Genomic DNA, 25,713 nt, shown 5'->3' with positions numbered 1-25,713 from the left:
CTGACGTGACTTCGATGGGATGACCCAAGCTTCATGTCTGGGCCGTCGATCAGCACGGCAGGCTCGCATCGGAGGGGCGGAACGACGAGGTTTTGCGCGTCCCTCGTGACGTGCGTGGCCTCCGGCCGCAACCGCACTGCACAGCCCCTTTCCATTTTTGCCAGGCACGGAAGGTGCGTGACGAGCGCGGCACTTCAGTCGATGCCGAGTTCGCGGAGTCGGCGGTACAGCGTCGTCCGGCCGATTCCAAGCGCGTGCGCGGTTCTCGCCTTGTTGCCTTGGAGATCCTCGAGCATCCGCAGGATCGTGTCCCGTTCGACCTGTTCCAGATGTGTCAGCTGGTGCTTCGAGTGGACCCGCCGGTAGGCTGGGGGAAGATCCTCAGGCCGAAGCGGGCCGGCTGGGTTATGGTTCAGCGCAAAGTGCAGGACATCAGTTAGCTCTCGATAGTTGCCAGGCCAGGGCTGTCCTCGCAGTGCGTTCCAGGTGCGGCCGTCGAGCCCTGCCGTACGGCCCGGCGCGAGGCGCCTGAGTATCTCGTTCACGATCTGTGTGAAGTCTTCCTGCTGATAGCGCAACGGCTGCAGTTGTACGCGGTTCAAGCAGAGGGACACGAGCTCGGCGTTGGGACCGGTCATAGACACCAGTGGCGAGCTGATGAGCGCGAACCAGGTCTGGGTATCACGTAGCAGCCGACGGAGCCGGCTGGCGACGTCGTCGGGAAGTGTTCCGACTCCGTCGACGACGAGCAAAGTCCCCGGCGATGGCCATGTCGGCTCGCCGGCGGCTGTCTCCTTGGCCAGGGTGATCGGGTCGACGGTAGCCATCGGCAACGAGCCGGCCAACTGGCGGGCAACGGTCGTACGACCGGTGCCGGCTTCGCCGGCGATCACGAGGGGCGCGCGTCGGACCCTCCAGTTCGCCAACTGGTCGGACAGGGCCTCGCTGGGTCCGCTGACGCCGGCAAGCCGCGGTACCGGGAGGCGTGGACGATCCAGCACAGTGATGTCAAAGAGGCCGGCGCCGTTGCTGTCCGGGATCCGTTCGAACGTGACGGCGGACCTGAGACCGGACTCGAGCAGGATGTTCTGCTCCCAGCGGGGTGCCGCGCCCGGCTGAGCGGCCATCTCTCGCAACAGCGCGTGGTCGGCGATGTGCAGCAGGTCGACCGCCGCTGGGTTGGCCAGCACTAGGTTGTCGCCGAGGACGACCACGGGCCGGCGGCCCCGTCCACAAGCCTCCTCGTACGCGGCGAGCATCCGTTGCTCAGCCAGCCGTGCCCCAGCTCGAAGGCGGTGCTCGATGTCCTTCGCCGCGCGATTGATTATCGGGATCCAGAGCCGGGGCGCGATTTGAACGGGGCTGGTGATCTCGAGGATCGCCTCGACCCGTCGGGTGATCGGATGCAGGATGGGCTGGCCGTAGCAGCTGAACCGTTTCATCGCGGCGATGAAGTGTTCTTTGCCGTTGACGGCAACCCCGTGCCGCAGTTCGAGGGCGGTGCCGATCGAGTTGGTGCCGGTCAGCTCCTCGGTGAACGGTCTGCCGACGACGGCACCGATTCCGTCGAGTTGCCGGGCGATGCCCGGCCCGCTGGAGTAGCGATCGACGATGCACGCGTTGCGGTTAGCGAGCAGCAGGCAGAAGTCGGTGCCCGACAGGTCGTCGGCCAGTTGCTCGAGTATTGGTCGCGCAGCGTCGAGCAGTCGGCTGCTGCGGTCGATCTCCGGGATGGTCGCGGGCTCCCTCGGCTCGTCAGGTGTCAAGCCGCATAGCAGAGACCGTTGCCAGGACAGAGCGATTTCCGGGCGCAGGTGCCGAAGATCGGCTACGACGTCAGAAGCCATAGCTAGAGGGTGTCGATGACCCGTGCCGGCGTCAACAGCTGCAACTGGGACCGCTGGTCGGTGACGCTTCGCAGTCTCGGCGAGTGTTCCTGATCGGAACACTTACCGCGGGTCATTTGACGGCAAACTTGCCGAAACTTGGTTGTCATCCTGTGCAGGAGGTCCTCATGGCTAGTGTCGTCATTCCGTTGGAAGATCCGCGGGACCGGTTCCGCGCCGACAGTTCTCAACTGGGCGGAAATCCGGTTCCAGTGGTGTTCACGGATCGGCAGATCGCGGCGCTTGGGGCGATCGCGGACGAACTGATTCCCGCGGGCGACGGATTCCCGGCGCCCAGTTCGGTGGGGGTCGTCGAGGAGTTCTTCACCCGCTACGTCACTCCTGCGGACATTGTCGTTAACCGCTTCCCCTACGCTCGCGAGACAGAGTTCAAGGCCGCGGTGGACGCCTTGGCTGATGACTTCCTGGCGGCGAACTCCGCCGGCCGGGTCAACCAGTTGGCGAACTTGGAGCGCGACGAGCCCGACTTCTTCGGGCAGTTGCGGGCGTTGACGTACGGCGGCTATTACTCACGGCCAGCTGTACTGGTCGCCCTGCGGTCTCTGCCGGCAGGGCGTGACTATCACGGGGCTCCGCTGCCACGGGGCTACGACCAGACCACGGCCGACTGGGACGACCTGATTCCGCCCGGTGTCGGCTCGTACATCCGCACAACTGACGTTGTCCGGACCACGGTGAAGGCACGCCCGTGACAGCCATCGCACCCAGCCAGTTCGCTGTCACGCCACGACTACGCACGGAGGAATCGCACTGATGACCACATTCGACAACACCACCGACGTTCTGGTGATCGGTTCCGGGATGGGTGGCGCGGCGGTGAGCAAGCGACTCAGCGACGCCGGAATCCGCGTCACCTGCCTGGAACAAGGCGACTGGGTCCATCCTACCCAGTTTCCTCATTTCCACGACGAGTGGGAAATCGAGAAGTACCGGTCGTGGGCGTTCGATCCGAACCTGCGGCAGAACCCCGAGGACTATCCGATCACCGGCCTGACCAGCCCGCGTCTGATGAACGTCGTCGGTGGCAGCACCGTCCATTACGCGGGGCACTGGTTCCGGTACAAGCCGGTCGACTTCCGGAAGGGTACCGAGCACGGTGTCGGTGGCACGATCGACTGGCCGATCAGTTATGAGGACCTGGCGCCGTACTACGACATCAACGACGCGGAGGTCGGGATCTCCGGGCTGGCCGGCGATCCGATGTATCCGCCCCGGCCGGCCCCGGGTGGACCGCCGATCAAACCCGGCAAGGGCGGTCGCCGGATGGCGGAGGCCTGGCAGCGGCTCGGCTGGCAATGGTGGCCGACGGAGAACGCGATCCTGACCCGCGGCCAGGACGGCCGGTTCAGCTGCAACTCCTGTGGCAACTGCCTGAGTGGCTGCCCACGGGGCTCGCTCGGTTCTGCCGATGTCGCATACTGGCCGAAGGCGTTGCGGAACGGCGTCGACCTGCGGACCTTCGCCCGCGTCGAGTCGATCACCACCCGCAACGGCAGGGCGACTGGTGCGATCTACATCGACCGGCTCACCGGTGCCCGGCACGAAATCAAGGCGGACCTGGTCGTGCTGGCTGCGAACGGCGTGGGTTCTCCGCGCCTGCTGCTGATGTCTGCCCAGAAGGGGCATCCCGACGGGCTGTGCAATTCCAACGGAATGGTCGGAACACACTTGATGCATCACACCTGGTCGTTCGCCGACATGTGGTTCGAGGATCCGATCGAGGGCTACAAGGGTGCGGTCGGCTGCTCGGTGCATTCGCAGCAGTTCTACGACACCGATGCCTCCCATGACTTCGTCAACGGTATGACCTTCCTGACGCTGGGCAGCTTCGGCGCGGCCTATAGTGCGATGGGTACCCACACCGCCGCTCCGGATCCCTGGGGTGCGGCTCACCGCCCTTCGTTCAACAAGCACTTCGGCCACCATGTGGTCTCGTTCATGCAGGGCGACGACATTCCCCGACCGGAGAACCGGGTCACGCTGGACCCGAGCGCGATCGACTCCAGCGGTTTGCCCGCCGCCCACATCGAGTACAGCCTGGGCGAGAACGACATCTCTCTGGCCACCTTTGGCACCGAGCGGCTGAAGGAGGCCGCCGAGGCCGCGGGCGCCACCGAAACAAACATCACGGGACCGATGCATCCGCCTCCTGCGTGGCATCTGATGGGGACCTGCCGGATGGGTAACACGCCAGACGACTCGGTCGTGAACGCATACAACCAGTCGTGGGAGGTCCCGAACCTGTTCATCGTGGACGGCAGTTCGCTGACCACCGGTGCCGCGGTCAACCCGACTAGCACGATCGGCGCTCTGGCCGTGCGGTGCGCGGAATACATCAAACGCAACCACCGGCAGATCCTGTCCCAGACCAAGACCCAGACCAAGGAACTCTCGCCGGCGCTGTGACCGGACGAATTAGCAGTCGAGGAGCGCAGATGACTCAATTGGACTACGCACAGGCGGCAGCCATCGTTGCCGCAGGCATCCAGGCAGCGGCTGAGATGGGCTCTCCATCGAGTGTGGCCGTGGTCGATTCCGGACGGAACCTGTTGGCCTTCGGGCGCAGCGACGGCGCGATACTGGCGAGCCTGGAGGTGTCGCAGGCCAAGGCATATACGGCGGGATCACTTAAGATGCCGACCGCGGACCTGTCCGCACTGGTCCAGCCGGGCGGACCCTTCTATGGTCTCAGCGGCGCCGATGGTCGCCCGTTCATCCCGTTCGGCGGCGGAGTACCGCTGCTCGACGGCGACACCCTCGTCGGAGCCGTCGGCGCTGCAGGTGGATCACCCGACCAGGACGACGCCGTCGCCAAGGCAGCGGCCGCGACGTGGGTAGGCTGACGTGCGGTACACGGGACGTCGGGCGATCGTCACCGGTGCTGCCTCGGGAATCGGGGAGGGAACCGCGAAGCTGCTGGCTAGCGAAGGCGCGCAGGTCGTGCTGGCCGATGTCAACGGCGACGGCATCAGCGCCGCGGCGGAGCAGATCGGATCGGCAGGTGGCAAGGCATCGGCCCTGTGGGCCGACGTGTCCGACGCGAAGTCGGTCGAGAATTTGATCAATACCGCGGCGCACGCGATGGGCGGACTCGACACGGTGATCAACGTGGCTGGAATCCAGCGCTCGGCCCCGGTCGCGGAGACCGATCCGGATTCCTGGGACCAGCAGTTCGCGGTGAACGTGCGATCGGTGTTCCTGACGGCGAAATACGCGGTACCGCATCTGCGGGCGGCGGGCGGCGGACAGTTCGTGTCGGTCGCCTCCATTGCGGCACTGAAGGGCATCAGTGGCCTGACCGCCTACTCGGCCTCCAAAGGCGCCATCGTGTCGTTCACCCGGACGCTGGCCGTCGAGGTTGCCGCCGACAACATCCGGGTGCTGTGCCTGTGCCCTGGGTGGGTCGACACTCCCTTCAACGATCCGGTCGTCACCTTCATGGGCGGCGAAGCGGCTCACCAGGCAATGGTGGCGGCCGAGGTTCCGCTCGCACGGCAGGGGCGGCCGTCGGAGATGGCCGAGGCACTAGCCTTCCTGGCCTCGGATGCCGCGTCGTACATGACGGGGCAGGCCCTCATCGTCGACGGCGGGATCACCTCATGAGCCTGCAGCATGGACTCGGCCGTCGCTGCGGGCAGCAATCATTTGCAGGAGGTGCGGTGTGACCTCGTCGACCAGACCGTCGGTGCTGGCCTTCGACTTGTACGGCACACTCGTCGATCCGATCGCGATCGCAGCGGAACTCGATCGGATGCTCCCGGGTGGCGACGGCCGGGCGATCGCCGGCCTGTGGCGGCAGAAGCAGGTCGAGTACTCGTTCCGGGCCACAGTGATGGATCGGTACCGTGACTTCCGGTGGGCGACTGAACAGGCCTTACGGTTCGCTGCCGCAGCCTGCGACGTCAGCCTGTCTCCCGAGCAACACGCCGACCTGACCGCGCTGTACGATCACCTGCAGCCGTTCGAGGATGCCGCCCCAGCACTGCGGGACCTCAGAGCAGCGGGGCACAGGCTGGTCGTTTTCTCCAACGGCAGCCCGGACATGATCGGCAACTGCTTGGCCAACAGCGGGTTGGGCAAGGACTTGGACAGTTGGGTCAGCATCGACCCAGTGCGCGCTTTCAAACCGGCGGCGATCGTCTACCACCATCTCGTCGAAACACTGGACGCCGATGTCGCATCTGTTCGACTGGTCTCGTGCAACGCTTTCGACATCGACGGTGCCCATGCGGCGGGCCTTGCCACCGCATGGGTCAATCGATCCGGCGGCCCATTCGACGGCCTCGACGAGCACCCGTTGACGACTGTCAGTTCGCTCACCGAACTGCGCGACGTTATCGATAAGGAGTCTCTCTGATTCAGAGATTCTCGAGATGGCCAAACTCTTGGGTGAAATAGGGACCCGGACACCGGGCGGTGCACCACCACTCCTGCGCCGCCAGTTCACGTGGGATTCCTCAGCCGTGGTGGCCGGGGGTCGAAGCCGCCACCGTCGATCGAGGCTCAGGTGCCATGTCCAGGCAGATTGGTTAAGCGGATGGTAAGTGGCCGCCGAGGGCTGAGTGGGGAAGTGGCGGTTGTACTGGTGGAGCCACTCTCCATGCGAATCGGAGAGTCCGCGACTCGGGCGCGCACTCCGGTTCTGTGACGCGGACTACTCCGAACCGCCCGGTCGTGTACAGCATCGAATTGGCCGGTCGATACACGGCCATATCAGGCGGCAACACCTGGTTCGCCAACGCTGACCCGGCCCCGATCGAAGTCCCCGACCGCCTAGGTTAGGACGAGGGCGTCAGCGTCTGTGCCCGCTCTGCGTGCTCCCGTCATTGCAAGGCTTCGTCGGAGCGGACGTCCCTGTCCATTTGAACGGTGGCATCAAACGATGCTCCGACGTCAACAAGACCATTGCCGTCGGCGCAGATGCCGTGTTCGTTGGGCGGCTGCACGTCTACGGACTGATGGTCGACGGACGCGAGTGCCTGCGAATCTTGTCGCCGACACCGGCAGCCTCCTCGCGCTCCCGGGGTAGCCCTCAGTGTTCGAACTCGATGAGAGCGCCGTGGTTCAGGCACGGCACGGATAGGAGTCCAGATGCTCGGCGACATCAAGGGAGTCGCCCGCCAGTTGGGCGTTCCACAGGGCTTCACGCTATCGGTCGGCGGAGTGCTGGCGACGATTACGAGCCACTGGCCAAAGCCGTCTCCACTAGCAGTATGGCTATTTGTGGTTGGCGCCCTCGCTGGATACCTGCTCGTCGGCCTCACCGCACGAGCGCAGCAGCCATCCGATTATGCCCTCACGCCAAGTGAGCACGGCACACTCAACCTCGTGGCGCTGGCCGTCGTTCCAGGGGCAGCGTCAGCGGCCCGCTGGATTCCTGAGAAGCACCTCGCGTTCGCTGTCGCTGGACTTCTTACCTCGGTGTTCTATGTCCTCGGCCTCGCGGCGTTTCTCCACCTCTTGCGTCGAGCCGCCGAGGCACGGTGGCCGAAGCCTGGGACTGGCCAGCAAAGCCAGAGGGCGCGAGGGTGACGCAGACGGCCCGACGCGGGCGATCGGACGGCGGAGATCGGTCGTGTTATCGGGGTGGGCTTCGGCGCGGAACCTCGCGATCAACTCGCGAAGGCGGCGGACCTCGAGGTCAGTGTTCGACGCCGTCCCTCGGGCACATGAGCTTTCTCGCTGCTGCCGATGGCTGGCGTTGCGACAATCGGTTCTGTGGCCGCATGACGTTCTTGACGAGGGTGCGACAGCCGGAGATGAGTTCGACGAGGCCCCACTCGGCGAGGAGTTCTCCTGCGCGTTGGGCCGTTGAGACTGAGGTGCCGTGGGCGGCGAGTTCCCTGAGGACGGGATAGGTCGGCCTGGGCGGAGCTCGCCTTGGATGATCCGGGCTCGGAGGCCTACGGCGAGCTTCTCGTAGGGACTCGTGGGGCCAGGATCGGTGATGGCGATGGTTGCCGCGTCTGCGACCCTTGGCCGACTGGGAATGCGGGAGGCGAGCGTGCCAGCGGCGCGCTGGTCGGATTCGGAGACCCGGACGGTGTAGGCGCGCATGGGGTAGTTCCGCCGCCGCCGTGGCCTAGGCGGCCGGCGACGGTTCGGATGTCAACGCCTGCGGCGATCAGCTCGGTGGCGGAGCAGTGGCAAAGCTTGTGAAGCGTGGTCTTGATCCTGAGGCGACTGGCCAGCTTGCTGTAGCGCTGGGTGACGGAGTCAGGGATCAGGTGGGTGGATCGGTCCGGGGCGAGTGAGAAGGCGAATGAGTCGTCTGCGAGCTCGATTTGGAGCTGCTCGGCGCGGGCGGTCGAGCGGGCCTTGTGCTCGCGGAGGAGCTCGGTGGTATCGGGGTCGAGGGTGATGCGGCGGTCCTGGTGGGCCTTGGTGTCCTTCGCCCATTTCCTTCCACTGCGCTGGCCGATGGCTTTCTCGAGATGAAGGACGGCGTTGTCCAGTCGACGTGATGCCAGCGGATTGCGCAGAGTTCGTCGCGGCGTTGGCCCGTGATCATGGTCAGCCAGATGAGGGTTCCCAGTCTGGGTCTTTGAAGGCCTCGTTGATGATGCGGGCAGCCTGCTCCGGCGTAGATGGGCGCGGGGTTGCCCTTCGGAGCCGCGGGCGGCTCTGCGTCGGCGATCGATTGGTTGTGACCCACTTCGGGCGCACCGCGCGTCGCAGAGCGCCGTAGAGGATGCAGTGAATCTGACGGATCGTTGAAGCTGCGAGCGGCTTGCAGGTGTGTGGTCTGCATCGCTCATCGCATGCGTGCTCGCGGGTGGTTCTGGGTCGACCTCACCTTTGGTGTTCTTGCAGTGGTCGCGGCAACGGCGGAGCTCGGCGTACCGGTAGTCCATTACGCCGACATCGAGGGCGCCGACCTTCAGGCCGCCAAGGAGAGGACGGATCTGCTTGTCGGCGTAGCCGTTGTAGCCGTCGAGAGTGCTGAACTCGAGATCGGCTTCGGACAGGTGATTGTCGAGCAGCTGGTTCACAGTTGCTTTGGTGCGTGGGTTGCGGCGCTCGTACACCTGGTTCAGCAGCCGCACTCGTGTTCCTCGGCGAGATCGCGGCGTCCGGGCCGGGTGGGATGACCCCGTCAGGTCGCGACGGCGCTTCGACACCGGGTCTATGCCGGCGTACACGCGCACTCGGATGGCGCCGCTCGGCAGCACATCCACACCGCCGCGGTCGCGCTAGTTACGACCGTTCGCCTTGGCCATCAGCCCGATCCTAGGCCCGTCTACGTCAGAACCGTGTCATCAGGCGAGTTCGAACTAGTGATAGAGGCTCTAACAGGATGGCCTCCAACCTGTTCATGCAGGTCAGAGACCATTCTCTGGCTGGTAGGCCCCGTGGGACTCGAACCCACAACCCGCGGAGTCTGACAAGAATGCACTCATCGTTTGCCATCAATTGCCAAATCTACCCATGACCTGCGGATTCACCCAACCAGGCCGCGCATTGGTGATCTTGCATAGTCATCATCTTCTGTTGATTGAGCGGAGTAAAGGACGGACAGCTCACGATTGAAGAGGTTATCGCCTGGCCATGCACGAGATTCGTGGTCAGCAGTGACTCCGCGACATAACCCGTCTTCCCTCCGGCCGGCCTGCGGCGTCATCCCGGCGGGCACCCTGCACTTGCCTACCAAGTACAGGCGCTCGTGCGTCGCTCAGACCTCAGACTGGCTCGGCAAGCATGCCACAGGCCGCTCCTAACAGGGTGCCCACCGCGAGCAACTGCACGCTCCGCGGCCTCAGTCTCCCGCGCGATCAGCTCCTCGTACGCCTTCCTAGTGCTCCCGGTGATCGGAGCGCGCGCCCGCTGCCGGACCGCCCCGGTGGGATAGTTGAACGTCACGAACGCACACGCCAGCCAACGGCACGTCACCTGCACGCCTGCTAGGTACCAGTCGCCTCGGCCTTCAGCCGACAGCGCGTCACCGCGCCGCTCAGCCGTCAACCACAGCCGGGCGAACTCGCGCACCGGCACATGCAGGTTCTCCCGCGGTATCCGGTCGAAATCCCGGCCAGTCAGCTCCATACCACAACACGATCCCAGCGGCCGCCGACAATTTCCATGCCTTCGGCGTGGCTCGGGCACGTGGCGGGAGGCGCTCACCTGCCCGGTCTGCAGGCACCCCGCTATTGACTGGTGTATATACACCAGCTAGGCTTTGGTGTATATACACCGTTTGAGCGGAGAGGCCACCGTAATGACCACGCGTAACCTTGCCCCTATGGACGTCTACCTCGACAGCGCACCGGAGAACATCACGCCCGAGCTCGCGCTCAAGGCTGAGCGCGTCCTTGACGAGCGGTGGAACGGCTGGCTTCGGCCGCTTGCGACCGCCGACGCGCTCGGTGACTTCCTCTATGCCTGGCGCCGTAATGACCCCAACGGCACCTGGGGATACGTGACCGAGGTCGGTGACTCCCTGATCTACCTGCGGAACGACGACGACGAGCCCGAGGAGTTCCCACGCGCGGGAGAGTCCGCTGATGGCACGCCTCTCTACGACCTCACCGGGTGGGTCTGGTTCGACGCAGACGAGAACGAACAGGAATGATGTCGGCCCTGGAGCAGTCAGACCCACGCAAGGGTGACAGGTCGGCAACGAAGGTCCGGGCGGTTCGGGTGTCCGACGACCTATGGGAGGCTGCCCAAGCCAGGGCTGCCGAGAACGGAGAGAGTCTCTCCGACGTAATCCGCCGGGCTCTGATCGCCTACACGGGACTTCAGGGTACGACCGGCGTCGTTGGCCGGATAGACCGGCAGTAACTGGCTTGCGCTGAGGGAGCGGCTACGCCCCCGGCTGCCGCATCCCCTGGCGGCCGGCATCTTGCGCGCCTGTCACCGATCTAGGCTCGTCACCGAGCCCGGGTGCCGGCTACCTTGCGCAGAGTGAATGGCGAGGAGTGGCGCCTGCCGGAGCCCGACAGTGAAGAACTCCGCGCCCTCGTGCCGGGCACGGTGGAGCAACGGATCTACGGGTTTCTGTTCCGCCGTCGGCAACACCCGCCGACAATGGCCGAGATCGAGGCGTTTGCTGCCTCGCAGGCCGGGAGGCACGCCACCCACGTCAACAGGCGGGTTCGGGTCCTCCGGGAATGTGGCCTTGACGTTCCCGCAATCCGTGACGGCAAGGAATTCAGGTATCACCTGAAGGGCTGGCGCCCCGGCGGTCCGCGCCATCCCGGGCCGCGGATCAGCGACAAGCTTCGTGCGCAGATTCTCGCTCCCCAACGGTGTGCCCAGTGTGGAAGGACGCCGCTCGATCACGGCGTCGTCCTGGTGGTTGACCACAAGGTTCCAAGAGACTGGGGCGGCGGAGACGAGCCGGAGAATCTCCAGCCACTATGCGAACAATGCAACGGTGGGAAGCGGTCCTGGTATCAGTCCTATAGCGGGCATGCAGACGAGATCCGCGCCGCGATCGGCCACGAGGAAGTGCACCGCCGCATCGGCGAGTTGCTCAAGGCGCTGCAGGGACAATGGGTGCCGACCGAGCTGATCGGTATCGTGGCAAGCGCTGCGGCCTATCAGGAGGACTACCAGAAGAGAACGCGGGAGTTCCGCACGCTCGACTGGGAGATATCCGTGGAGAAGCGCTACAACGAAGGTGCGCGGGTAAGGACGTACTACAAGTGCACGCATTGGGAACCGTGGCCCGAAGGAAGCATCAGCGCCGAGATCCGCCGCCGCGAGCGCGCGAACAAGGCAGCAAAGACCGACGGCACCGCATGACCGCGCCCAAGTTCGCGTCGAGTTTGCTCGGCTGGAAAGCCAGCACCAAGAACAAGGCGAAGTTGGCGTGGGTGCCCAACGTCGCAGATGTGGACAACCTGGAGTCCTTGACTCTCGCGGCCGCGATGCTGACCAGCCTCGGCATCCCGAATCCAAACCTCGGCGGCATCCCTACCGCTCAGCCGCCTGCGAACCCCGGCGCACACCTGGAGGATTCCGTTAGGTCTGCGCTGGCCCAGGAGCTCCCCGTCCTCGACCCCTCACGACTCTGGGAGGTCAGACGGGAGCGCTAATCACCGACTACGCCCAATACGCGCATCTCACGGCGCTGGACAGCGTCATGGACAAGAACCCGAACCTCCGGGTCACCGTGGGCCGGGACTACCTGATCAAGCCGGACGTGGTCGTCGGCCTCGTCGGAACCCCTACCGCCTCGACACAGCCCTGGATGCATGCCGCGGTGTCCTGCAAGTGGACGATCAGGTCGGACCGGATCCAAAACATCCGGCACGAGTTTGGCCAGATGGTTCGCCACCGCCGCGGAAGGCAGCCACACCTGATCACCGTTACCGCCGAACCGCTTCCAACGCGCCTCGCAAGCATCGCCCGAGGGACCGGTGAGGTCGATGCCATGTACCACGTCGCCTTTGACGAACTCGCCGCAGCTGTGAGCGCGTCGAAGAACACTGGCCAGCAGGAAGCTTGGGGCGAAGTCGTCGACCAGGGACGGCTGCGCGACTACAACACTCTCAGCGCGGCCTTGCGGTACTGGTAGGTCCTAGACCGCCATGAGTCGCTGAACCGGAGCAGCAGCCGACAACTGATCGACAGCGCCTATGGCCCTGCGGATGCTGACGCCAACGGCCTTCGCGACTGGCGGCGGGAACGCGTTGCCAATCTGCCGATACGCCGCGGTCTTCCGGCCAAAGAACTGCCAGTCGGCCGGAAAGCCCTGGATCAGCGCGGCCATCGGCAACGTCAGCCGCGGGATGTGGTCAACCGGGGTCTCACTTGTCGGACCCTCGTTAGCAAGACCCTTGCCGTCCACGCCGAGCTCAAGCCACGCAGCACGCGCACGGGTGGGACCAAGATCAGGGCCGCCATGCTTTCGGGAGCCACCTACCAGGGTCGGACCGATCCCATTGGCCTTCTTCGCCCACAGCCGGGCGCCCTGCCAACCGTCCTTCTGCATAAGCGGGAGCAGCGCCTCACCGACCGTCGGCGGAGTTCCAACAGGCTCCGGCCAGTGCCAGTTGTCGGCGTACTTCTTCAGGATGGCGACGAGGATGAAGCGTGGCCGCAGCTGCGGAACTCCGTACTCCGACGCATTGAGCACCTGCCAGTCGGATGCGTATCCGAGCTTGCTCAGGGACTCCAAGATCGACTCACGGTATGTGGCGAACTTCGCAGTCGCCAGGCCCTTCACATTCTCCAGCATGACCGCGGTCGGCTTGGCCTCCCGTACAAGGCGGATGGCCTCCGGGAAGAGGTCGCGCTCATCATCGGCGCCGAGCTGCTTGCCCGCGATGCTGAACGGCGGGCAAGGAACACCGCCAGCCAACAGGTCGATCCCGCGATAGTCGCGGCCGTTCACCTCGCGCACGTCGCCCTCATGGATCTTCCACTCCGGCCGGTTCAGTCGGAGCGTCTCGCAGGCGTCCGGGTCAATCTCCACAGCCAGCGAGTGGCCAAAGCCAGCCAGTTCTAGACCGATCGCCTGCCCGCCCGCGCCGGCACAAATCTCCAGGGTCGTGAGGTCGGTCACGGTGCTCCAATCCGTCCGGGCGTACGTAGCATGAGGGCGAGCGATACTGCTCGGGGAAGGTTAGCCGTAAGGCATCTTCTCCCATGAACCCCCACCATTGCGGGAGGCGCCGACATTTTGCGAAGCGTGTCGAAGCCGGAGGTCGATGACCTGCGGAGACGAGAACCACAGCTCCTTCCACCGACCCCGGGCCGGTCCCGCAACATGGCAGCCATCCGCCGTACGGACACCAAGCCTGAGCTGGCATTGCGGTCGGCGCTGCATCGCGCCGGGCTGCGGTTCCGGAAGGATCTGCGCATCGATCTCGGCACGATCAAGCCGCGGCCCGACATCGTGTTCACCCGGACCCGCGTAGCAGTCTTCGTCGATGGCTGCTTCTGGCACTGCTGCCCTGAGCATGGGCGGCCACCCACACGCAACGCTGGGTACTGGGGACCGAAGTTAGAGCGGAACCTTGCGCGGGACGAGATGTACACGACGGCTCTGACCGAGGCCGGATGGACCGTCGTCCGGATCTGGGAACACGATTCCGTCGCCGACGCGGCCGAGAGAGTACTCGAGGCGGTCAGGCGAGCACGATAGTACGAAACGGAGTGTAAGCCTCCGGAGCCAGGCCAATGGGTACAAACCACGGGAAGCCATGTCGCGGCCGTCCGTGGCGAGGCAGGCCGATTCAGCCAAGCATCGAGACGCCGGCAGATCGCATTTCCGTAGGATCTCACCCCGGCCAGGCCGGCTTGCCGAGCAGCAGCGGATCGAGCGGCGGAGGGATCGCGTCGATTAGTCTCGGCACGCCGGCGGTCAAGACGTCCGGCGGAACATCGAGCCGGACACTTTCCCACCGGGCGCCTGGTGCGCTGTCGACTGGGGCGACGCCATGTACCCAGTCCCGGTTGATAGTGGCAAGGGCGGCAAGCTTGAGTTCCTCGGTCAGCCGCACGGCGACAAGGGTCCAGGCTCTATCGCGAAGCATGGTGTCGTATTCGTTACGGGACAGGTAGATCCTCAGGTTCCCGCGGCGTGTTGTCGTCTTGACCTCCAAGTGGACGGTCTGCGCGTCCGTTGTGAGCTGGATGTCGTAACCGAAGCCGTCAGATTCCTTGGCAACGTGAACGACGGACACACCCGCGATTGACGACAGCAGTTCGACAAGAGCTTCTTCACCTGCAGCCCCAAGCCGAGCTCGTTCGGCTGTGTCCACCTTTCCCCATGCGGCCCGGATAACCGCGTGGGCGGCCTCTGGCCCGATGCTAAGAGCCTCCGCGGCCCGCAGAGCGTCGTCTGGCAGCGCCTCGGGGGAGCTGATCAGAGCGTCGGCGTCCCTGAACCAGAGACTCTCCAAGACCGCGGCTTCGAACAGCGAAGCTCGTTGTGAGCTTCGTGTCCCGGCGGTGCTGAGTAGCCCGCCGTCCTTCAGCCAGTCCAGTGCTGCGGCGTACTGAGTCGGTGTGATGTCGGTGAAGCCGCTGTGTGTTGTGAAGAGAGCGCGGGTACGGGCAAGGTCGGATGCCGGGAGATGTTCGAGCCAGCGTGCTGCGGCCCTCAGGACGGGTTCAGGTGGAATTGGCACGAAGGTGCCCCATCAGTGCCTGCATGTCCCGCTGGTCGAGCCCGGCCCCGATGGCTGGCTCCTCGTCAAGGTCGGCCAGCTGCTGGACTGCTGGGTCATCCAGGATGCGCCCCATGAACTGGAGCTTCATCTCCAGGCGCTGGTTCACGATCTCGTCGATGGTGCCTGTACTGGTCAGCACCGTGATCTTGGTTTGAGTGTCGGGGCTCAGGCCGAGACGGTGGATGCGGTCCAGGCTTTGCAGGAACCGCCCGGCGGCGAAGTCGCGGTCGACGTAGACGGCGTCATGACATTCGTGATGCAGGCTGATCCCTTCTCCGAGTGTCGCGGGATTCGACAACAGCACCAGGCAGTCTGGGTCGGTGCGGAACCGCGCGATCTGATCCTCGCGGTCCTCCGTGCCGCCATGGACGACGGCAGGCTGGAACTCCTTCAGGATCACCTCGAGGGTGGCGACGCTTCGGATGAAGGTTGACCAGACCAGGGTCTTGCGCCCAGCGGCTGCATTCTCCGCCACGATTGCGAGCGTCTCGCGATACTTCGGTGACATCTCGTAGCTCGGGAGGTCACGCATGAGGTCGAGCAGCGGCGAGCCTTCCGGAATGGCAAGCGGCGGGACCTGGTAGGCCAGTGGCTCGTACCTGGTCGTCCCGACGGCGAGCAACGCGGGACTGATCGCGGCCATGAGCAGATAGACGACGATCCGGCCGATGGCCTCCAGATCGTCCTGTGACGTGGCTGCCCGGGCGGAGTACAGCCCTATCAGGGCTTCGTAGAGTTCTTGGTGTAGTGGCGGCATATCGAGAAGGCGCTGCGTGACCGTGACAGGCGGAAGCTGGAGCTCGCCCTTCGTTGTGCGGGTGAACAGCGGGCGCAGCACCTCACTTGCATGCGCGAGATTGCCCCCGGCAACAGCTCTCACAACGGCTTGGCGTCCATACCCAGGCCAGACAAAGCCGAGCAGGTTCTCGAGGTCCCTGGCGCCATTCGGAGCCGGTGTGCCGGTCAGGATCAGCCGCCGGCGCGCCCTGGGGCCGAGCGCCATGCAGGCGGCGCCGTACACGCCCTCAGTCCCCAGCTTCATCCGGTGCGCCTCGTCAAGGATGAGCATGGAGGGCTGAGCTGTCAGCCAGCGCGCCAGTCCATTGAGTGAGCCTTGAAGACGCTCGTAGTTCACAAGAAGTGCGTTCGCGGCCGGATCGATGCCGGAGCCGAGTACTTCCATATGAAGGGGATCGGCGAGGCAGAGCTGGTTCTCTTCCTGCCAAGCCTCATAGCAGGACTTCGGGCCGACGATCAGCAGCCTGTTCACCTGACCTGCCTGGCGCAGCGCGTGGAAGATGGCCAGGCCGACGCGGGTCTTGCCGGCACCCGGCACGGAGAAGTTCGCGCCATGGCGGAGCGAGAGAAGCTTCGCGATGTCCCGGCGCTGGAATGCGGTGAGCGGCCCTACCCAGCCCGATCCGAGGACGCTTGGTACATCATCAGGTGATACTTCGGCGCTCTCGGGGATCGCCTGGCCCTCAAGTCGGCTCCCAACGGATCGCGCATCCATGGTGGTGTCCAGTGCGAGCGCGGCGAGCTCGGGATCCCACCTCACCGTTTCCGGCTCAGGCCAGGCCGTCAGTTCCGCAAGATTCAGCAGGAGATCTTCGATCGCTACGTCGACGGTTCCGTACGTCCGGAAACGCGCCGTACGGAACCGGGTGGCGAGCCTGTGGAGGTCCTCCTCCCGGCCCGCTCTCGCACGCAGCCGCGCCGTCACGGCATCATCGCCCAGCGCGAGCTGCAAGCTCGGAGATGTCACGAATGGTCCTCGACCGTGTCGAGGAGCCAGGCGACTCCATCACCGGGCTCGATGAATGTCCGGGCCGCCTCCCTCGCCAGCTTGCGCATAACCTCACGCAGACGCAGCACGGCGTCGTCGAACGCCGCCTCGTCTAGCGCCCGCGTGGCCCGAGCCTGTGCCAGCTCGCCGGCGCAAAGTTCGATGTCATCGCATGCGTCCGACAGCCGTTCGGGCGCGGCAAGCCGGCGCTGCTGCAGGCGGACATCGCGGCCTGCGGGGGTAAGTGCGCGGTCGAAGGCGTCCTTTGCTTGCATCAGCGCGTCAGAGGCCGCGGCAACCGTGGCTTGATCCGCATGCCCTTGCTGGCTTTGGGCCTTCGCCTTCAGCAGCGAATCCGTAAGCGCCTTGTTGACCTTCGCTGTTGGCGCCGTCTCGGGAACGGTCAGGTCCCCTAAGCCGGGAACGGCGACCGCGCTTGCCGACGTTACCGATGGCTTGATGGCTTCCGGGAGCTTCGGATCCAGGTACTTGGTGTGGAAGTCCGCCTGAGCCAGCCGGACATCAGTCTTGGCGTAGCCCAGAACGATCATCGCCAGCCGCGACTCCTTCAGCGCTTCGGCTTCATCCCGGTCGCTCGCCGCAGTCTTCGTATAAGCCCGATACAGCTCCCGCAGCTTCTCCTGATGATCCTCGAAGTCCACCATGCGCAGAGCGGCACCATCATCGGTCTGGCTGCGCGCGATCGCGTCCCTGATGATGGTGTGGACCCAGCGGTCCTGCTCAAGAGTCGCGGTCTTGATGTGGAAGTCTCTGGCGATGTCTTCAGGGCGCCGTCCCAGCTTCAGCTGCTCGTCGATGGCAATCAGCCTGTTGATGTAGGAGTAGTCCCGCTTGTGCTCCTTGCGGAGCTGCAGCGCCAGCTCGACGGTGCTGATGTCATCCCACGTCGAGGTCTCGGGCAGGACGGCGACCCGGATGTACTTCTCACCGAGCTCGCGCAACGCAGCGCACCGGGTGTTCCCGTTGACCAGCACACCGAACACGGTGATCAGGCCAGGTGTCATCTGGCCGAAAGTTTCAAGGTTGTCCCGCAACGCCTCGAAATCTGGATCGATCTTGTCCGGGTCCGAAGGCTGGGACTTCAGCAGCCGGTCAAGGTAGTCCTGGCTCGCGGGGCTCCACGGGTCTTCGTCGAGCCCGCGGTCGCGCTCCGGATCGAGCGATCGTTGCGCCCGAATCCGGTGCGTGTCCGGGTTGTAGAACAGGAGATCGACCGGCATGGAGATCACATAGAGATGCCGCTGCTCGCCCCGCCACTCGATCGTGAGCTTCTCCCCGTTGGCCTTGCTCGCCTCCTCCAGCCGCTCCTTCACCATCGAATGAATCTGCTCGCCCTGCGGCGGCACGTCGCTCTTGGTAGTCACGCCAGCCCCTTCCCCCGATTCCTTCGGAGTCCCGTGTAATCTTGCCAGCGATCACGAACAGTGAGAACCCATGACCCCCAGCCAGCGTTAGCGGAGCTACCGTGACTGTTCCTCGATGGGACGACCCCGCACTGAAGGCGGGCACGATGATCAAGGGCGCGCTCTGGCTCGCCGCCGAAGTGGGCGAGGGAGGGGTCTTCACCAAGGAACAGGTACGGCAGGCGTTCCCAGGGATATCCCAAGCCGACCGGCGGATCCGCGATCTCCGCGACTACGGATGGGTAATCCACACCAACACCGACGACGCCTCACTGGCATCCGGGGAGCAGCGCCTCGTCAAAATAGGCACAGCAGTGTGGGACAGCAACGCCCGCCGCGAGGCCGCGATCACGACGGTCTCGGCTAAGCAGCGCCAGGCCACGCTCGCGGCCGATAACTATCAGTGCTCCAACTGCGGCATTGCCGGCGGCGAGCCCTACCCCGAGGCACCCCACCAGACCGCCGTTCTCTCGGTCACGTTGCGTACCGTTGCTCTGCCGGACGGGACAGATGCCGAGCAGTTGGTCACGCTATGCAAATTCTGCCGCGCCGGAACCGAGCGATCAGACCGTGCCGACATCGGCAGACTGCTCTCAGACATCCGGAACCTCGACAAGGTCGACCAGGACCGGATCTACCGGTGGATACGGCGAGGCCATCGAGGGCCCACACCACTCGATCGAGCCTGGACCACCTACAGGCGCATGCCCACGGAGTCCAAGGAGCAGATCATCAAAGACTTGGGTATCTCCTGACGCTTGACCCGATCTCGGTGCCGTGCGTCGGCCATAGCGAGACGCTCGCCACTGACGTGGCGGTCAGCATGAGCCGCGGCGGCTAATAGGAGCCCTGCGATCTCCACATCTCTGACGACCAGAGCGGAGGTTCCCTCGTGCACCCAGACCCGGTGGTGGTCGGGGTTGACGCCGGCGGCGGTGCAGACCGCCCCTGATCGTGGGTCGGAGTTGGGCCAGCGGACGGGGGAGTTGTAGCGGCGGCGTGGAGCCATTCGTGGAGCGAACTGCCAGATACGGATGAGAAATACGGGCACCGGAGATAGGTTCCTTGCAACGAATCACGCCTGAAGACGGCAGATGTGACGGTGACCTTCCTCCTCGTAATGAGAATGTCGTTGGTTCGGTTCCGACAGGCGGCATGTGGCAACCGTCCGCGGGTCCCTGTTGAAGCGAACCATTGATAGGGAGACGCCGCGGGGCGACGCGCTGAAGGAGCTGCAGAACGTGACTGCTGCCGTACCCTGAAGTGCGCTCTAGGGAGGGGATCGTAGAATGAACCATGGACCGCTTGACTTGACCGGCAAGCTTCGACAGGTGGGGGTGCAGCCAGCGTTGGCTGCCCTTGCGAGAGGACAGTCGCCTTCGGCGCCGATTGTGGTCGAGCTAGATCCGACAAGCTTCTGCGACCTCGCGTGTCCGGAGTGCATCAGTAGTCCGCTTCTAAACAAGGCCAGGTTCACCCGCGACCGTCTAACCACACTCGCCGAGGAGCTGGCTGCCGTCGGTGTTCGCGCAGTGATTCTGATCGGCGGGGGAGAACCACTGCTTCATCCCGCCACACCGCAGGTGATCAAAACTTTGGCTGAAGCTGACGTTCAAGTCGGGCTGACTACCAACGGAACGACAATTGACCGATGCCTGGACGTTTTGGCGGAGAAGGTCACCTGGACCAGAGTCTCAGTCGATGCCGCCAGTTCCTCGACCTCCGCCCGGTTCCGTCCGGCTCGGTCCGGTGGCGCCAAATTCGAGCAGGTGGTGGCTAACATGCGGCTGCTCGCCGGGCGGAAGCGCGGCAAGCTCGGATTCTCCTATCTGTTGATGTCGCGACGAGACATGGCTGGGCGGGTCGTAGAGTCGAACTTCGATGAGGTTGAGTCCGCTGCGCGTCTCGCGGCCGACATCGGTTGTGACTACTTCGAAGTCAAGCCGGAGTACGACATGGGGCACTACATCATCGCCCAGGATGAGAAACTCGTCGGCCAATTGCACGAGCAATTAGGTCGGATCGATGCGCTGCAATCGGAGACCTTTGCGGTGCTGAAGCCCAACAATCTGGACGTCGTCTTGTCGGGCGGTCCCACAACGCAACTCAAAGAGTACGATTGGTGCCCGACCCTGGAGTTGCGCACGCTATTGACACCATCAGGGGCGTATGTCTGCCCCTACCACAGGGGAAACGCTCGAGCGCGGTACGGCGATCCGACTAACACTGACTTCAACACGTTGTGGCGAGGACCCCAGCGACGCGAGGCGCTGCGACGAATCGATCCCAGAACGGACTGCGAGTTCCATTGCATTCGGCACGAGTCCAACCTAGAACTCCTCCGGATCAGCGGCGCAGGCATGCCCATGCTGGCGCCGGTAGACCAGACTGACGAGGATCTGTTCATCTGATGCTCAAGGAGATGACGGCTTCATGTCCCGGTCGGATCTGCCTTGCAGGGGAAGATCTGGATTGGACAACGGGGCCATCGATCCTTGCCGCAATTGGGCTTCGCGCCGAGGCCGCCGTGTGTCGGCGCGAGAAGCCGCGCCATCTTGGGCTGAGCACGGGCGCACCGTATAGCCGCCGCAAGCTCGTCGCGATAGATGCTTTGGACCACAACGATCCAACGGAGGCGTTTAGTCATATTCGCGCTGCCGCAGCTGTTTTCCGGCGAACCACAGGACTTCGGTTGGATGGGCTGAACGTAGCCGTGCGCTCAACCGTGCCGCCGGGGGCGGGCCTGAGCAGCAGCGCCGCCGTGGTTGTCTCTGTCGTCGCCGCGCTGAACGAGGTGTTCTGTCGCCCCCTCGACAATCATCAGGTCATCGAGGCCGCATTCGCTACCGAGATGGAGCAGTTGGGGACGGGGGCGGGGCAGATGGACTTCTATGGATGCGCTCTAGGCGGTGTGCAGTATCTCGACTGCACTGCTGATCCGCCGGCGGTGATTGAGCAGCTGGCTATGCCTGCAAATTCGGAACTCATCATCGTTGACACGCTCACCAAGCGTCGAACCAAGGATGTAATTGCAACTAAGCGGCTACGATGGGCGGCACACGAGCCCGACATGCTCACTTATGTGGACGAGACCACCGCGTTGGTCGCCGAGATGCGCCACCTGCTGGCTGGCTCGAGACCAGCACCTTACCGACTCGGTGAACTGTTCACGGCGTGTCAAAGTCTGCTGCGGGATCGGTTACATGTTTCGACTGATCTGATCGACGAGACTGTTCAACGATCTCTGTCCCGCGGCGCCTATGGTGCCAAGCTGACCGGAACTGGCGCCGGTGGATGTGTCATAGTTCTTGCGGACCCAGACGGCGCCGACGGGATCGTCATCGCACTGCGCGACCTTCCGGTTGCAATTCATCGAACCCTGATCGATGATGACGGTCTCGTGGTCAGCTCAGCAGAAGGCTGCGATGCTGCCAGGCAAGCGCGAGGCACGCGGCGCTAGGTGAACTCATCATCCCAGCGGACAGATAGAAGTCCACCTGGTCCTTTGACAGCGGGATGCCCCGGATCCCTGCTTTCGTGCGTACGTGCCCGATCATGATGCCTTCTGCGTTTTTCTCCACCAGCGTTGGCGCGATGCGACCGAAGGCCGCATCGTCCACCACAACGGCAGTCAGTACGTGCGCCCATAACTCCACGGCGTCCAGCCCGAAGCCGAGGTAGTACGGGCGAATCTCGCCAGCCAAGCGCGCTTGGTCGAGCTCGACGTACGGGCTCTCGTTTGCGTAGTCCACTGTCATCCCTAGCGTGCCATCGGCTTCCGGATTGCCTAGCACCTCCTCGCTGAACTCACGCATGATCGTTCGCCATAGGTCAAAGTCTTCGCGCAACGCCGCTGGCGACTTGCTGCCTGGCTGAAATACGCCGGTGGGGACGACCATATACGCGCCAGCATAGGTGACGGTCGCCTCAGCATCGCGCAGATTGAGAAAGAACTCAGCGTTTCCATCGGGCTTGCGCCGAATCAGTAGCGTACTGACCGCGATCGAGATTGGCCGCAAAGTCGGGTCCAGCAATCGTGAGCGCATCGCGCGACGCAGTGGCATCGAGCGCCAGCTGGGCTGCAGAACCTCCCCGTCTGGACCAGAGATCGCCACGGAGGCCAACTCATGACACAACGCTTCGGCTATGTCGATTGTTGGAAAGTAACGACACTCAGAGAAACTCAGCTGAGGTGATGCGGGGTCAGTCCAGTCCGAGGCCACGAGGCTGAAGGTTGGGTTATCAAAGAACAATGTCGGCCGCGCTAGGGCACCGAGTGCGTTGCTGTAGCTGTCGAAACGGCGGCGGCCGGTCGATACGGGCAGAACCCTGCGGGCTGCCCGAAGAATCTTTTGCGGTGCTCGCCCGACACGGCCACCGACCCAACTGAGCCTCACAGCGTCGAGTGGAACAGGTCGGTCAGGCATCCACTGCGGGTCCGTCAGCAGATGCGTACGCGGTACGGTCGTCGGTCCGTTGGCCGTCGAAGTATGTAGCTTGGCGGCAAGTTCCACCAAGGCTGGCCGATGCTCCTTCAGTTGGCGACGAACGTCACGGAATTCTTCCTGACTCTGTGCGGTGCTCTCGAACCAGTTGGATCTCAAGGCGGCGAAGGCCCCGATAGCCCCGACAACCAGCGCTATGAGACCGACAACTACCCCCGCGACATCGGCACTCATTCGTTCCCCCTTCCACACCGAACCATGGGCGTAGTGTGCCTCACGAGACTTAGTCCGGCGAGCATCAGCGGTGACCTTCAACTCGAGATGCTTACCGGCGAGCGAGGTGTCATGACGCAGGGGCTGTCGAATAACCAGAAACCGCGGCGCTACTCGAGCACGTCCTCGTGAGGACCAGTTCCGCATTGGCGCGAGGAATAGCGCGACTACCCGACGCTTGAAGGGCGCCGCGCTGACCTCGGATTGTCAGCTCTCAGGCGACATGACAGGTGTGCTCGCCTGGTTGTGCTGCTGCCTGTCCGCCTGGCGGCGTAGCTTGAAACCCTCGAAACGCGCAGTGAGCACGTACATGTAGTCCAGCATGGCTTCACCAAAGTCGAGCGCATCCCGAGCGAACTCGCGGCTCACGGGATTGCCGCTGTAGTGCGCGCCATCGTTGCCGAGTAGGCGTAGCTCCGTCGCCCAGTCGTAGAGGCGAGCGTCCAAACGGCCGTCATCTCGCAGCTTGTCTAAGCTTTTCACCAGTGTACGCTCGTTGACGCCGTGGCTAGCGCAAACTCCCTCAAGAGTCCTTCGGATCATCACCACCGTGGCGGTGTACGCCTTCGCCAAATAACAGCGTCGAGCTTCGTCGTGTTCATTTCGGAGCGCTTCAGGGATCACAGGATTAAGAGGTCGGTCGGCGTCGGGCCACCACCGGACGGGCTCGTCATAACCGTCTCCCCAGTCGACTTGGCCAAATAACAGGGCACGATCACATACATCGCACGACACCAGTTTCGTATCGACCGAGATGCCTTGGTCTTCGTGCCACTTGCTCACCACGCCGCGCTGGGTAGCGTGCACGGTCTTCTCGCAGTCCGTGCACCACACAAGAAGCTTGGGCGGCGTGCTCCCCCACGGATCGGTCATCTGTCTCCCCCATCGGTTTTGCTCGGACAAGTATCGCTGCAATTCATCCAGCGCTGCCAGTACCGAGCCGAGGGCGACCTGCCTGCAAAGAACGGCGATGAACCCTGAGTCAGCGATGCCGCCGCCGTGGTGAGCGGCAGAACGCGCTACCTCGCGGTGTTGATTCGCCGGAACTCGTCGAGGAGGTCCCACGTCCGCAGCAGGTCGAGAGCGCGGCGGATCGTTCCCTGCGAGACACCATGTTGTTCGGCCATCTGCTTCGTAGGTGGCAGTGAGGTGCCCGGTGGCAGCAGCCCGGACTCGATGGCGGCGCTTAGCTTGCCCGCGATGGCTTCGTAGGGCGCACGCGGGTTTCGAAGGATTCGCTCACGTTCGGTGGGCTGTTCTGGGCGGTTTGGGAGGCGGTCGAAGAGCGCTCTTGCGGCTCGCTGGTCGGCCTCGGATACGAAGGCGGTGTAGACGCGGAGTGTTGTGGTGCCGCCGCCACCATGCCCCAGGCGGCCGGCGACGGTTCGGATGTCGACTCCGGCGGCGATGAGTTCGGTAGCCGAGTAGTGGCGGAGATTGTGCAGGTGAGTATCAATACCTAGGCGCGCCGCTAGCTTGCTGTAGCGCTGTGAGACGCTGTCAGGCACCAGGTGTTCGCTGTTGTCGGGGGACAGGGAGAACACGAAGGCGTCCGGGCAGAGCTTGGTCTCTAGCTTGGCGGCGGTTTCGTCGCAGGATCGCCGGTGCTGACGCAGCAGGACGACGGTCTCAGTGTCCAGCGTTAGTCGGCGCTGTTGGTGCGTCTTAGTGTCCTTGAGCCACTTCTTGCTGCTGTTCTGGGCCACGCTGGTGTCGATGACGATGGTGCCCTGGTCGAGGTCGAACTTGGACCAGCGGAGAGCGCACAACTCGCCGCGCCGGGCGCCGGTGACCATCGCAAGCCAGACAAAGGTGCCCCATGCCGGATCGGTGAAGGCTTCGCCGAGGATTCGGGCGGCCTCATCGGCGGTCGGGGGCCGGGGATTGGGCTTTGGCGCAGATGGGGGCTTGCCGGTGGGCATCGGGTTGACCGATACCCACTTCCACCGAACGGCTTGCCGAAAGGCGCCGCTCAGAATGAAGTGAATCTGACGAACTGTGGACGCGCCGAGCGGGCGACACTCATGGGAACGGCAGCGCTGGTCGCACTCGTGCTGGGTTTTGGTGCGGTGCTCAGTGAAAGGCCTTCGATCGCAATGATGACGACAACGACGGAGTTCGGCGTAGTAGGAGTCGAGGACATCGGCGTCGACTGCGCCGACCTTGACGTGGCCGATCAGCGGTTCGATGTGGTTCCGCACGTACCCGCGGTAGGTGCGCCGGGTGGTCTCGTCCAGCTCGGCAAGCTCCAGGTGGCGCTCGATCAGTTGGCTCAGGCTCGCGTTGGTCCGAGGCTGCCGCCGTTCGTCGACCTGGCTCTGGAGTCGCCGGATGGCGCGTTCGGCCTCTTCTGCCGCCTTCGGCGTGTTCGCGGGGATCGTCTCTCGGAGGTAGTGGCGGCGTTTCGTCACCGGGTCGATGCCGGCGTAGACGACAACTCGGAGCGCGCCGCTAGGCAGCTCCTCCACAGAGCCGCGGGCGCGCTGGCGCCTCTTCGGGGCCTTTGCCATGGCCCCAAGTCTAGCGACTCGCACCACGTTTGATCCCACGGAAACTGAAGCGACAGGTGTCGACGGTCCTAGCCTGGCACGGAATCGCCTTATTTCAAAGGCGATTCCGGCTGGTAGGCCCCGTGGGACTCGAACCCACAACCCGCGGATTAAAAGTCCGCTGCTCTGCCAGTTGAGCTAGAGGCCCTCTCACGAGGGTGAGGGGAACAGTGTGTCAGGTTTGTCCAGGGGTTTGGGGGTGGGG

23 protein-coding genes and 1 tRNA gene are annotated in these 25,713 nt (G+C 64.2%); 14 read left to right on the top strand and 10 right to left on the bottom strand.

Going from position 1 to position 25,713, the window contains the following annotated elements:
* Positions 1–194: 194 nt before the first annotated feature.
* On the bottom strand, positions 195–1,949 hold the full coding sequence (locus E1218_RS02465; RefSeq protein ID WP_165949092.1) for a sigma-54-dependent Fis family transcriptional regulator: 1,755 nt from the start codon (positions 1,947–1,949) through the stop codon (positions 195–197).
* Here E1218_RS02465 and E1218_RS02460 point away from each other — a divergent pair.
* The 6 genes from E1218_RS02460 to E1218_RS38045 all read left to right on the top strand — a co-directional run bounded on the left by E1218_RS02460 (position 1,931) and on the right by E1218_RS38045 (position 7,216).
* Entirely contained in the window at positions 1,931–2,599 is a 669-nt protein-coding gene (locus E1218_RS02460) for a gluconate 2-dehydrogenase subunit 3 family protein (RefSeq protein ID WP_132315743.1), read from the top strand. The two genes, E1218_RS02465 and E1218_RS02460, sit on opposite strands and share 19 nt — an antisense overlap.
* A gap of 61 nt (positions 2,600–2,660) precedes the next feature.
* The gene (locus E1218_RS02455) at positions 2,661–4,313 is read left to right on the top strand and encodes a GMC family oxidoreductase (RefSeq protein WP_132315741.1); all 1,653 of its coding nucleotides are present in this window, start codon (positions 2,661–2,663) and stop codon (positions 4,311–4,313) included.
* 29 nt (positions 4,314–4,342) lie between these two features.
* The gene (locus E1218_RS02450) at positions 4,343–4,750 is read left to right on the top strand and encodes a GlcG/HbpS family heme-binding protein (RefSeq protein WP_132315739.1); all 408 of its coding nucleotides are present in this window, start codon (positions 4,343–4,345) and stop codon (positions 4,748–4,750) included.
* Position 4,751: 1 nt separating this feature from the next.
* Entirely contained in the window at positions 4,752–5,510 is a 759-nt protein-coding gene (locus tag E1218_RS02445; RefSeq protein WP_132315737.1) for an SDR family NAD(P)-dependent oxidoreductase, read from the top strand.
* Between the two features lie 58 nt (positions 5,511–5,568).
* Positions 5,569–6,264, top strand: coding sequence for a haloacid dehalogenase type II (locus E1218_RS02440; protein WP_165949091.1), 696 nt, complete (start codon positions 5,569–5,571; stop codon positions 6,262–6,264).
* Positions 6,265–6,721: 457 nt separating this feature from the next.
* Positions 6,722–7,216: an alpha-hydroxy-acid oxidizing protein gene (locus E1218_RS38045; RefSeq protein ID WP_407657560.1), complete on the top strand. Its 495-nt coding sequence runs from the start codon at positions 6,722–6,724 to the stop codon at positions 7,214–7,216.
* Between the two features lie 594 nt (positions 7,217–7,810).
* Here the strand turns inward: E1218_RS38045 and E1218_RS02430 are convergent.
* A complete protein-coding gene (locus E1218_RS02430) occupies positions 7,811–8,953 on the bottom strand; it encodes a site-specific integrase (protein ID WP_202865732.1) in 1,143 nt (380 codons plus the stop codon).
* A 1,193-nt stretch (positions 8,954–10,146) separates the two neighbouring features.
* Between E1218_RS02430 and E1218_RS02425 the strand changes: the two genes are divergently transcribed.
* The 4 genes from E1218_RS02425 (at position 10,147) to E1218_RS36500 (ending at position 12,429) form a co-directional block, all read left to right on the top strand.
* On the top strand, positions 10,147–10,476 hold the full coding sequence (locus E1218_RS02425; RefSeq protein ID WP_132315733.1) for a hypothetical protein: 330 nt from the start codon (positions 10,147–10,149) through the stop codon (positions 10,474–10,476).
* Between the two features lie 335 nt (positions 10,477–10,811).
* Positions 10,812–11,654, top strand: coding sequence for an HNH endonuclease (locus E1218_RS02420; protein ID WP_202865731.1), 843 nt, complete (start codon positions 10,812–10,814; stop codon positions 11,652–11,654).
* Positions 11,651–11,947, top strand: coding sequence for a PDDEXK family nuclease (locus E1218_RS36505; RefSeq protein ID WP_202865730.1), 297 nt, complete (start codon positions 11,651–11,653; stop codon positions 11,945–11,947). The genes E1218_RS02420 and E1218_RS36505 overlap by 4 nt, the downstream gene beginning before the upstream one ends.
* Complete coding sequence (locus E1218_RS36500) at positions 11,923–12,429, top strand: NgoMIV family type II restriction endonuclease (protein WP_325052801.1); 507 nt, start codon at positions 11,923–11,925, stop codon at positions 12,427–12,429. The genes E1218_RS36505 and E1218_RS36500 overlap by 25 nt, the downstream gene beginning before the upstream one ends.
* 3 nt (positions 12,430–12,432) lie before the next feature.
* On the opposite strand, the gene E1218_RS02410 is transcribed toward E1218_RS36500, so the two are convergent.
* Positions 12,433–13,419 carry a DNA cytosine methyltransferase gene (locus tag E1218_RS02410; RefSeq protein WP_202865728.1) on the bottom strand — a complete coding sequence of 329 codons (987 nt, stop codon included), beginning with the start codon at positions 13,417–13,419 and terminating at the stop codon, positions 12,433–12,435.
* 126 nt (positions 13,420–13,545) lie between these two features.
* Here E1218_RS02410 and E1218_RS02405 point away from each other — a divergent pair, with 126 nt between their 5' ends.
* A complete protein-coding gene (locus tag E1218_RS02405; RefSeq protein WP_267900264.1) occupies positions 13,546–14,001 on the top strand; it encodes a very short patch repair endonuclease in 456 nt (151 codons plus the stop codon).
* Between the two features lie 136 nt (positions 14,002–14,137).
* On the opposite strand, the gene E1218_RS02400 is transcribed toward E1218_RS02405, so the two are convergent.
* From E1218_RS02400 to E1218_RS02390, 3 genes are read right to left on the bottom strand one after another with little or no spacing between them, the layout of a single operon-like run.
* On the bottom strand, positions 14,138–14,989 hold the full coding sequence (locus tag E1218_RS02400; RefSeq protein WP_132315729.1) for a protein NO VEIN domain-containing protein: 852 nt from the start codon (positions 14,987–14,989) through the stop codon (positions 14,138–14,140).
* Complete coding sequence (locus E1218_RS02395; protein ID WP_233711950.1) at positions 14,973–16,796, bottom strand: DEAD/DEAH box helicase; 1,824 nt, start codon at positions 16,794–16,796, stop codon at positions 14,973–14,975. Before E1218_RS02395 ends, E1218_RS02400 begins: the two co-directional genes overlap by 17 nt.
* Positions 16,793–18,202 (bottom strand): ParB N-terminal domain-containing protein, encoded by a 1,410-nt coding sequence (locus E1218_RS02390; protein ID WP_202865727.1) that lies wholly within the window; start codon positions 18,200–18,202, stop codon positions 16,793–16,795. The genes E1218_RS02395 and E1218_RS02390 overlap by 4 nt, the downstream gene beginning before the upstream one ends.
* 101 nt (positions 18,203–18,303) lie before the next feature.
* On the opposite strand from E1218_RS02390, the gene E1218_RS02385 reads away from it, so the two are divergent.
* From E1218_RS02385 to E1218_RS02375, 3 genes are all read left to right on the top strand, one after another.
* Positions 18,304–18,996 carry a hypothetical protein gene (locus E1218_RS02385; protein ID WP_132315727.1) on the top strand — a complete coding sequence of 231 codons (693 nt, stop codon included), beginning with the start codon at positions 18,304–18,306 and terminating at the stop codon, positions 18,994–18,996.
* Positions 18,997–19,551: 555 nt separating this feature from the next.
* Positions 19,552–20,652: a radical SAM protein gene (locus E1218_RS02380; protein WP_202865726.1), complete on the top strand. Its 1,101-nt coding sequence runs from the start codon at positions 19,552–19,554 to the stop codon at positions 20,650–20,652.
* Positions 20,652–21,701, top strand: a complete 1,050-nt coding sequence (locus E1218_RS02375) for a mevalonate kinase family protein (RefSeq protein WP_132315723.1) — start codon at positions 20,652–20,654, stop codon at positions 21,699–21,701. Before E1218_RS02380 ends, E1218_RS02375 begins: the two co-directional genes overlap by 1 nt.
* On the opposite strand, the gene E1218_RS02370 is transcribed toward E1218_RS02375, so the two are convergent.
* The 4 genes from E1218_RS02370 to E1218_RS02355 form a co-directional block, all read right to left on the bottom strand.
* The gene (locus E1218_RS02370) at positions 21,646–22,920 is read right to left on the bottom strand and encodes a transcriptional regulator (RefSeq protein WP_132315721.1); all 1,275 of its coding nucleotides are present in this window, start codon (positions 22,918–22,920) and stop codon (positions 21,646–21,648) included. The two genes, E1218_RS02375 and E1218_RS02370, sit on opposite strands and share 56 nt — an antisense overlap.
* A gap of 246 nt (positions 22,921–23,166) precedes the next feature.
* Positions 23,167–23,832 carry a DUF4145 domain-containing protein gene (locus tag E1218_RS02365; protein ID WP_132315719.1) on the bottom strand — a complete coding sequence of 222 codons (666 nt, stop codon included), beginning with the start codon at positions 23,830–23,832 and terminating at the stop codon, positions 23,167–23,169.
* A gap of 146 nt (positions 23,833–23,978) precedes the next feature.
* A complete protein-coding gene (locus E1218_RS02360; protein WP_132315717.1) occupies positions 23,979–25,469 on the bottom strand; it encodes a tyrosine-type recombinase/integrase in 1,491 nt (496 codons plus the stop codon).
* Positions 25,470–25,580: 111 nt separating this feature from the next.
* Positions 25,581–25,656: transfer RNA gene (locus E1218_RS02355), tRNA-Lys, on the bottom strand.
* Positions 25,657–25,713 lie beyond the last annotated feature (57 nt).

It is taken from the genome of Kribbella turkmenica, assembly GCF_004348725.1.
GTDB lineage: Bacteria > Actinomycetota > Actinomycetes > Propionibacteriales > Kribbellaceae > Kribbella > Kribbella turkmenica.
Note: the sequence above shows the minus strand (reverse complement) of the source record. Positions and strands in the feature narration are given on the sequence as shown.

Excerpts from the sequence above, each read along its gene's own strand:
- E1218_RS02455 (WP_132315741.1), top strand. The coding sequence starts at position 2,661 with ATGACCACATTCGACAACACCACCGACGTTCTGGTGATCGGTTCCGGG.
- E1218_RS02450 (WP_132315739.1), top strand. The coding sequence starts at position 4,343 with ATGACTCAATTGGACTACGCACAGGCGGCAGCCATCGTTGCCGCAGGC.
- E1218_RS02425 (WP_132315733.1), top strand. The coding sequence starts at position 10,147 with ATGGACGTCTACCTCGACAGCGCACCGGAGAACATCACGCCCGAGCTC.
- E1218_RS36505 (WP_202865730.1), top strand. The coding sequence starts at position 11,651 with ATGACCGCGCCCAAGTTCGCGTCGAGTTTGCTCGGCTGGAAAGCCAGC.
- E1218_RS02375 (WP_132315723.1), top strand. The coding sequence starts at position 20,652 with ATGCTCAAGGAGATGACGGCTTCATGTCCCGGTCGGATCTGCCTTGCA.
- E1218_RS02370 (WP_132315721.1), bottom strand. The coding sequence starts at position 22,920 with ATGAGTGCCGATGTCGCGGGGGTAGTTGTCGGTCTCATAGCGCTGGTT.
- E1218_RS02365 (WP_132315719.1), bottom strand. The coding sequence starts at position 23,832 with ATGACCGATCCGTGGGGGAGCACGCCGCCCAAGCTTCTTGTGTGGTGC.
- E1218_RS02360 (WP_132315717.1), bottom strand. The coding sequence starts at position 25,469 with ATGGCAAAGGCCCCGAAGAGGCGCCAGCGCGCCCGCGGCTCTGTGGAG.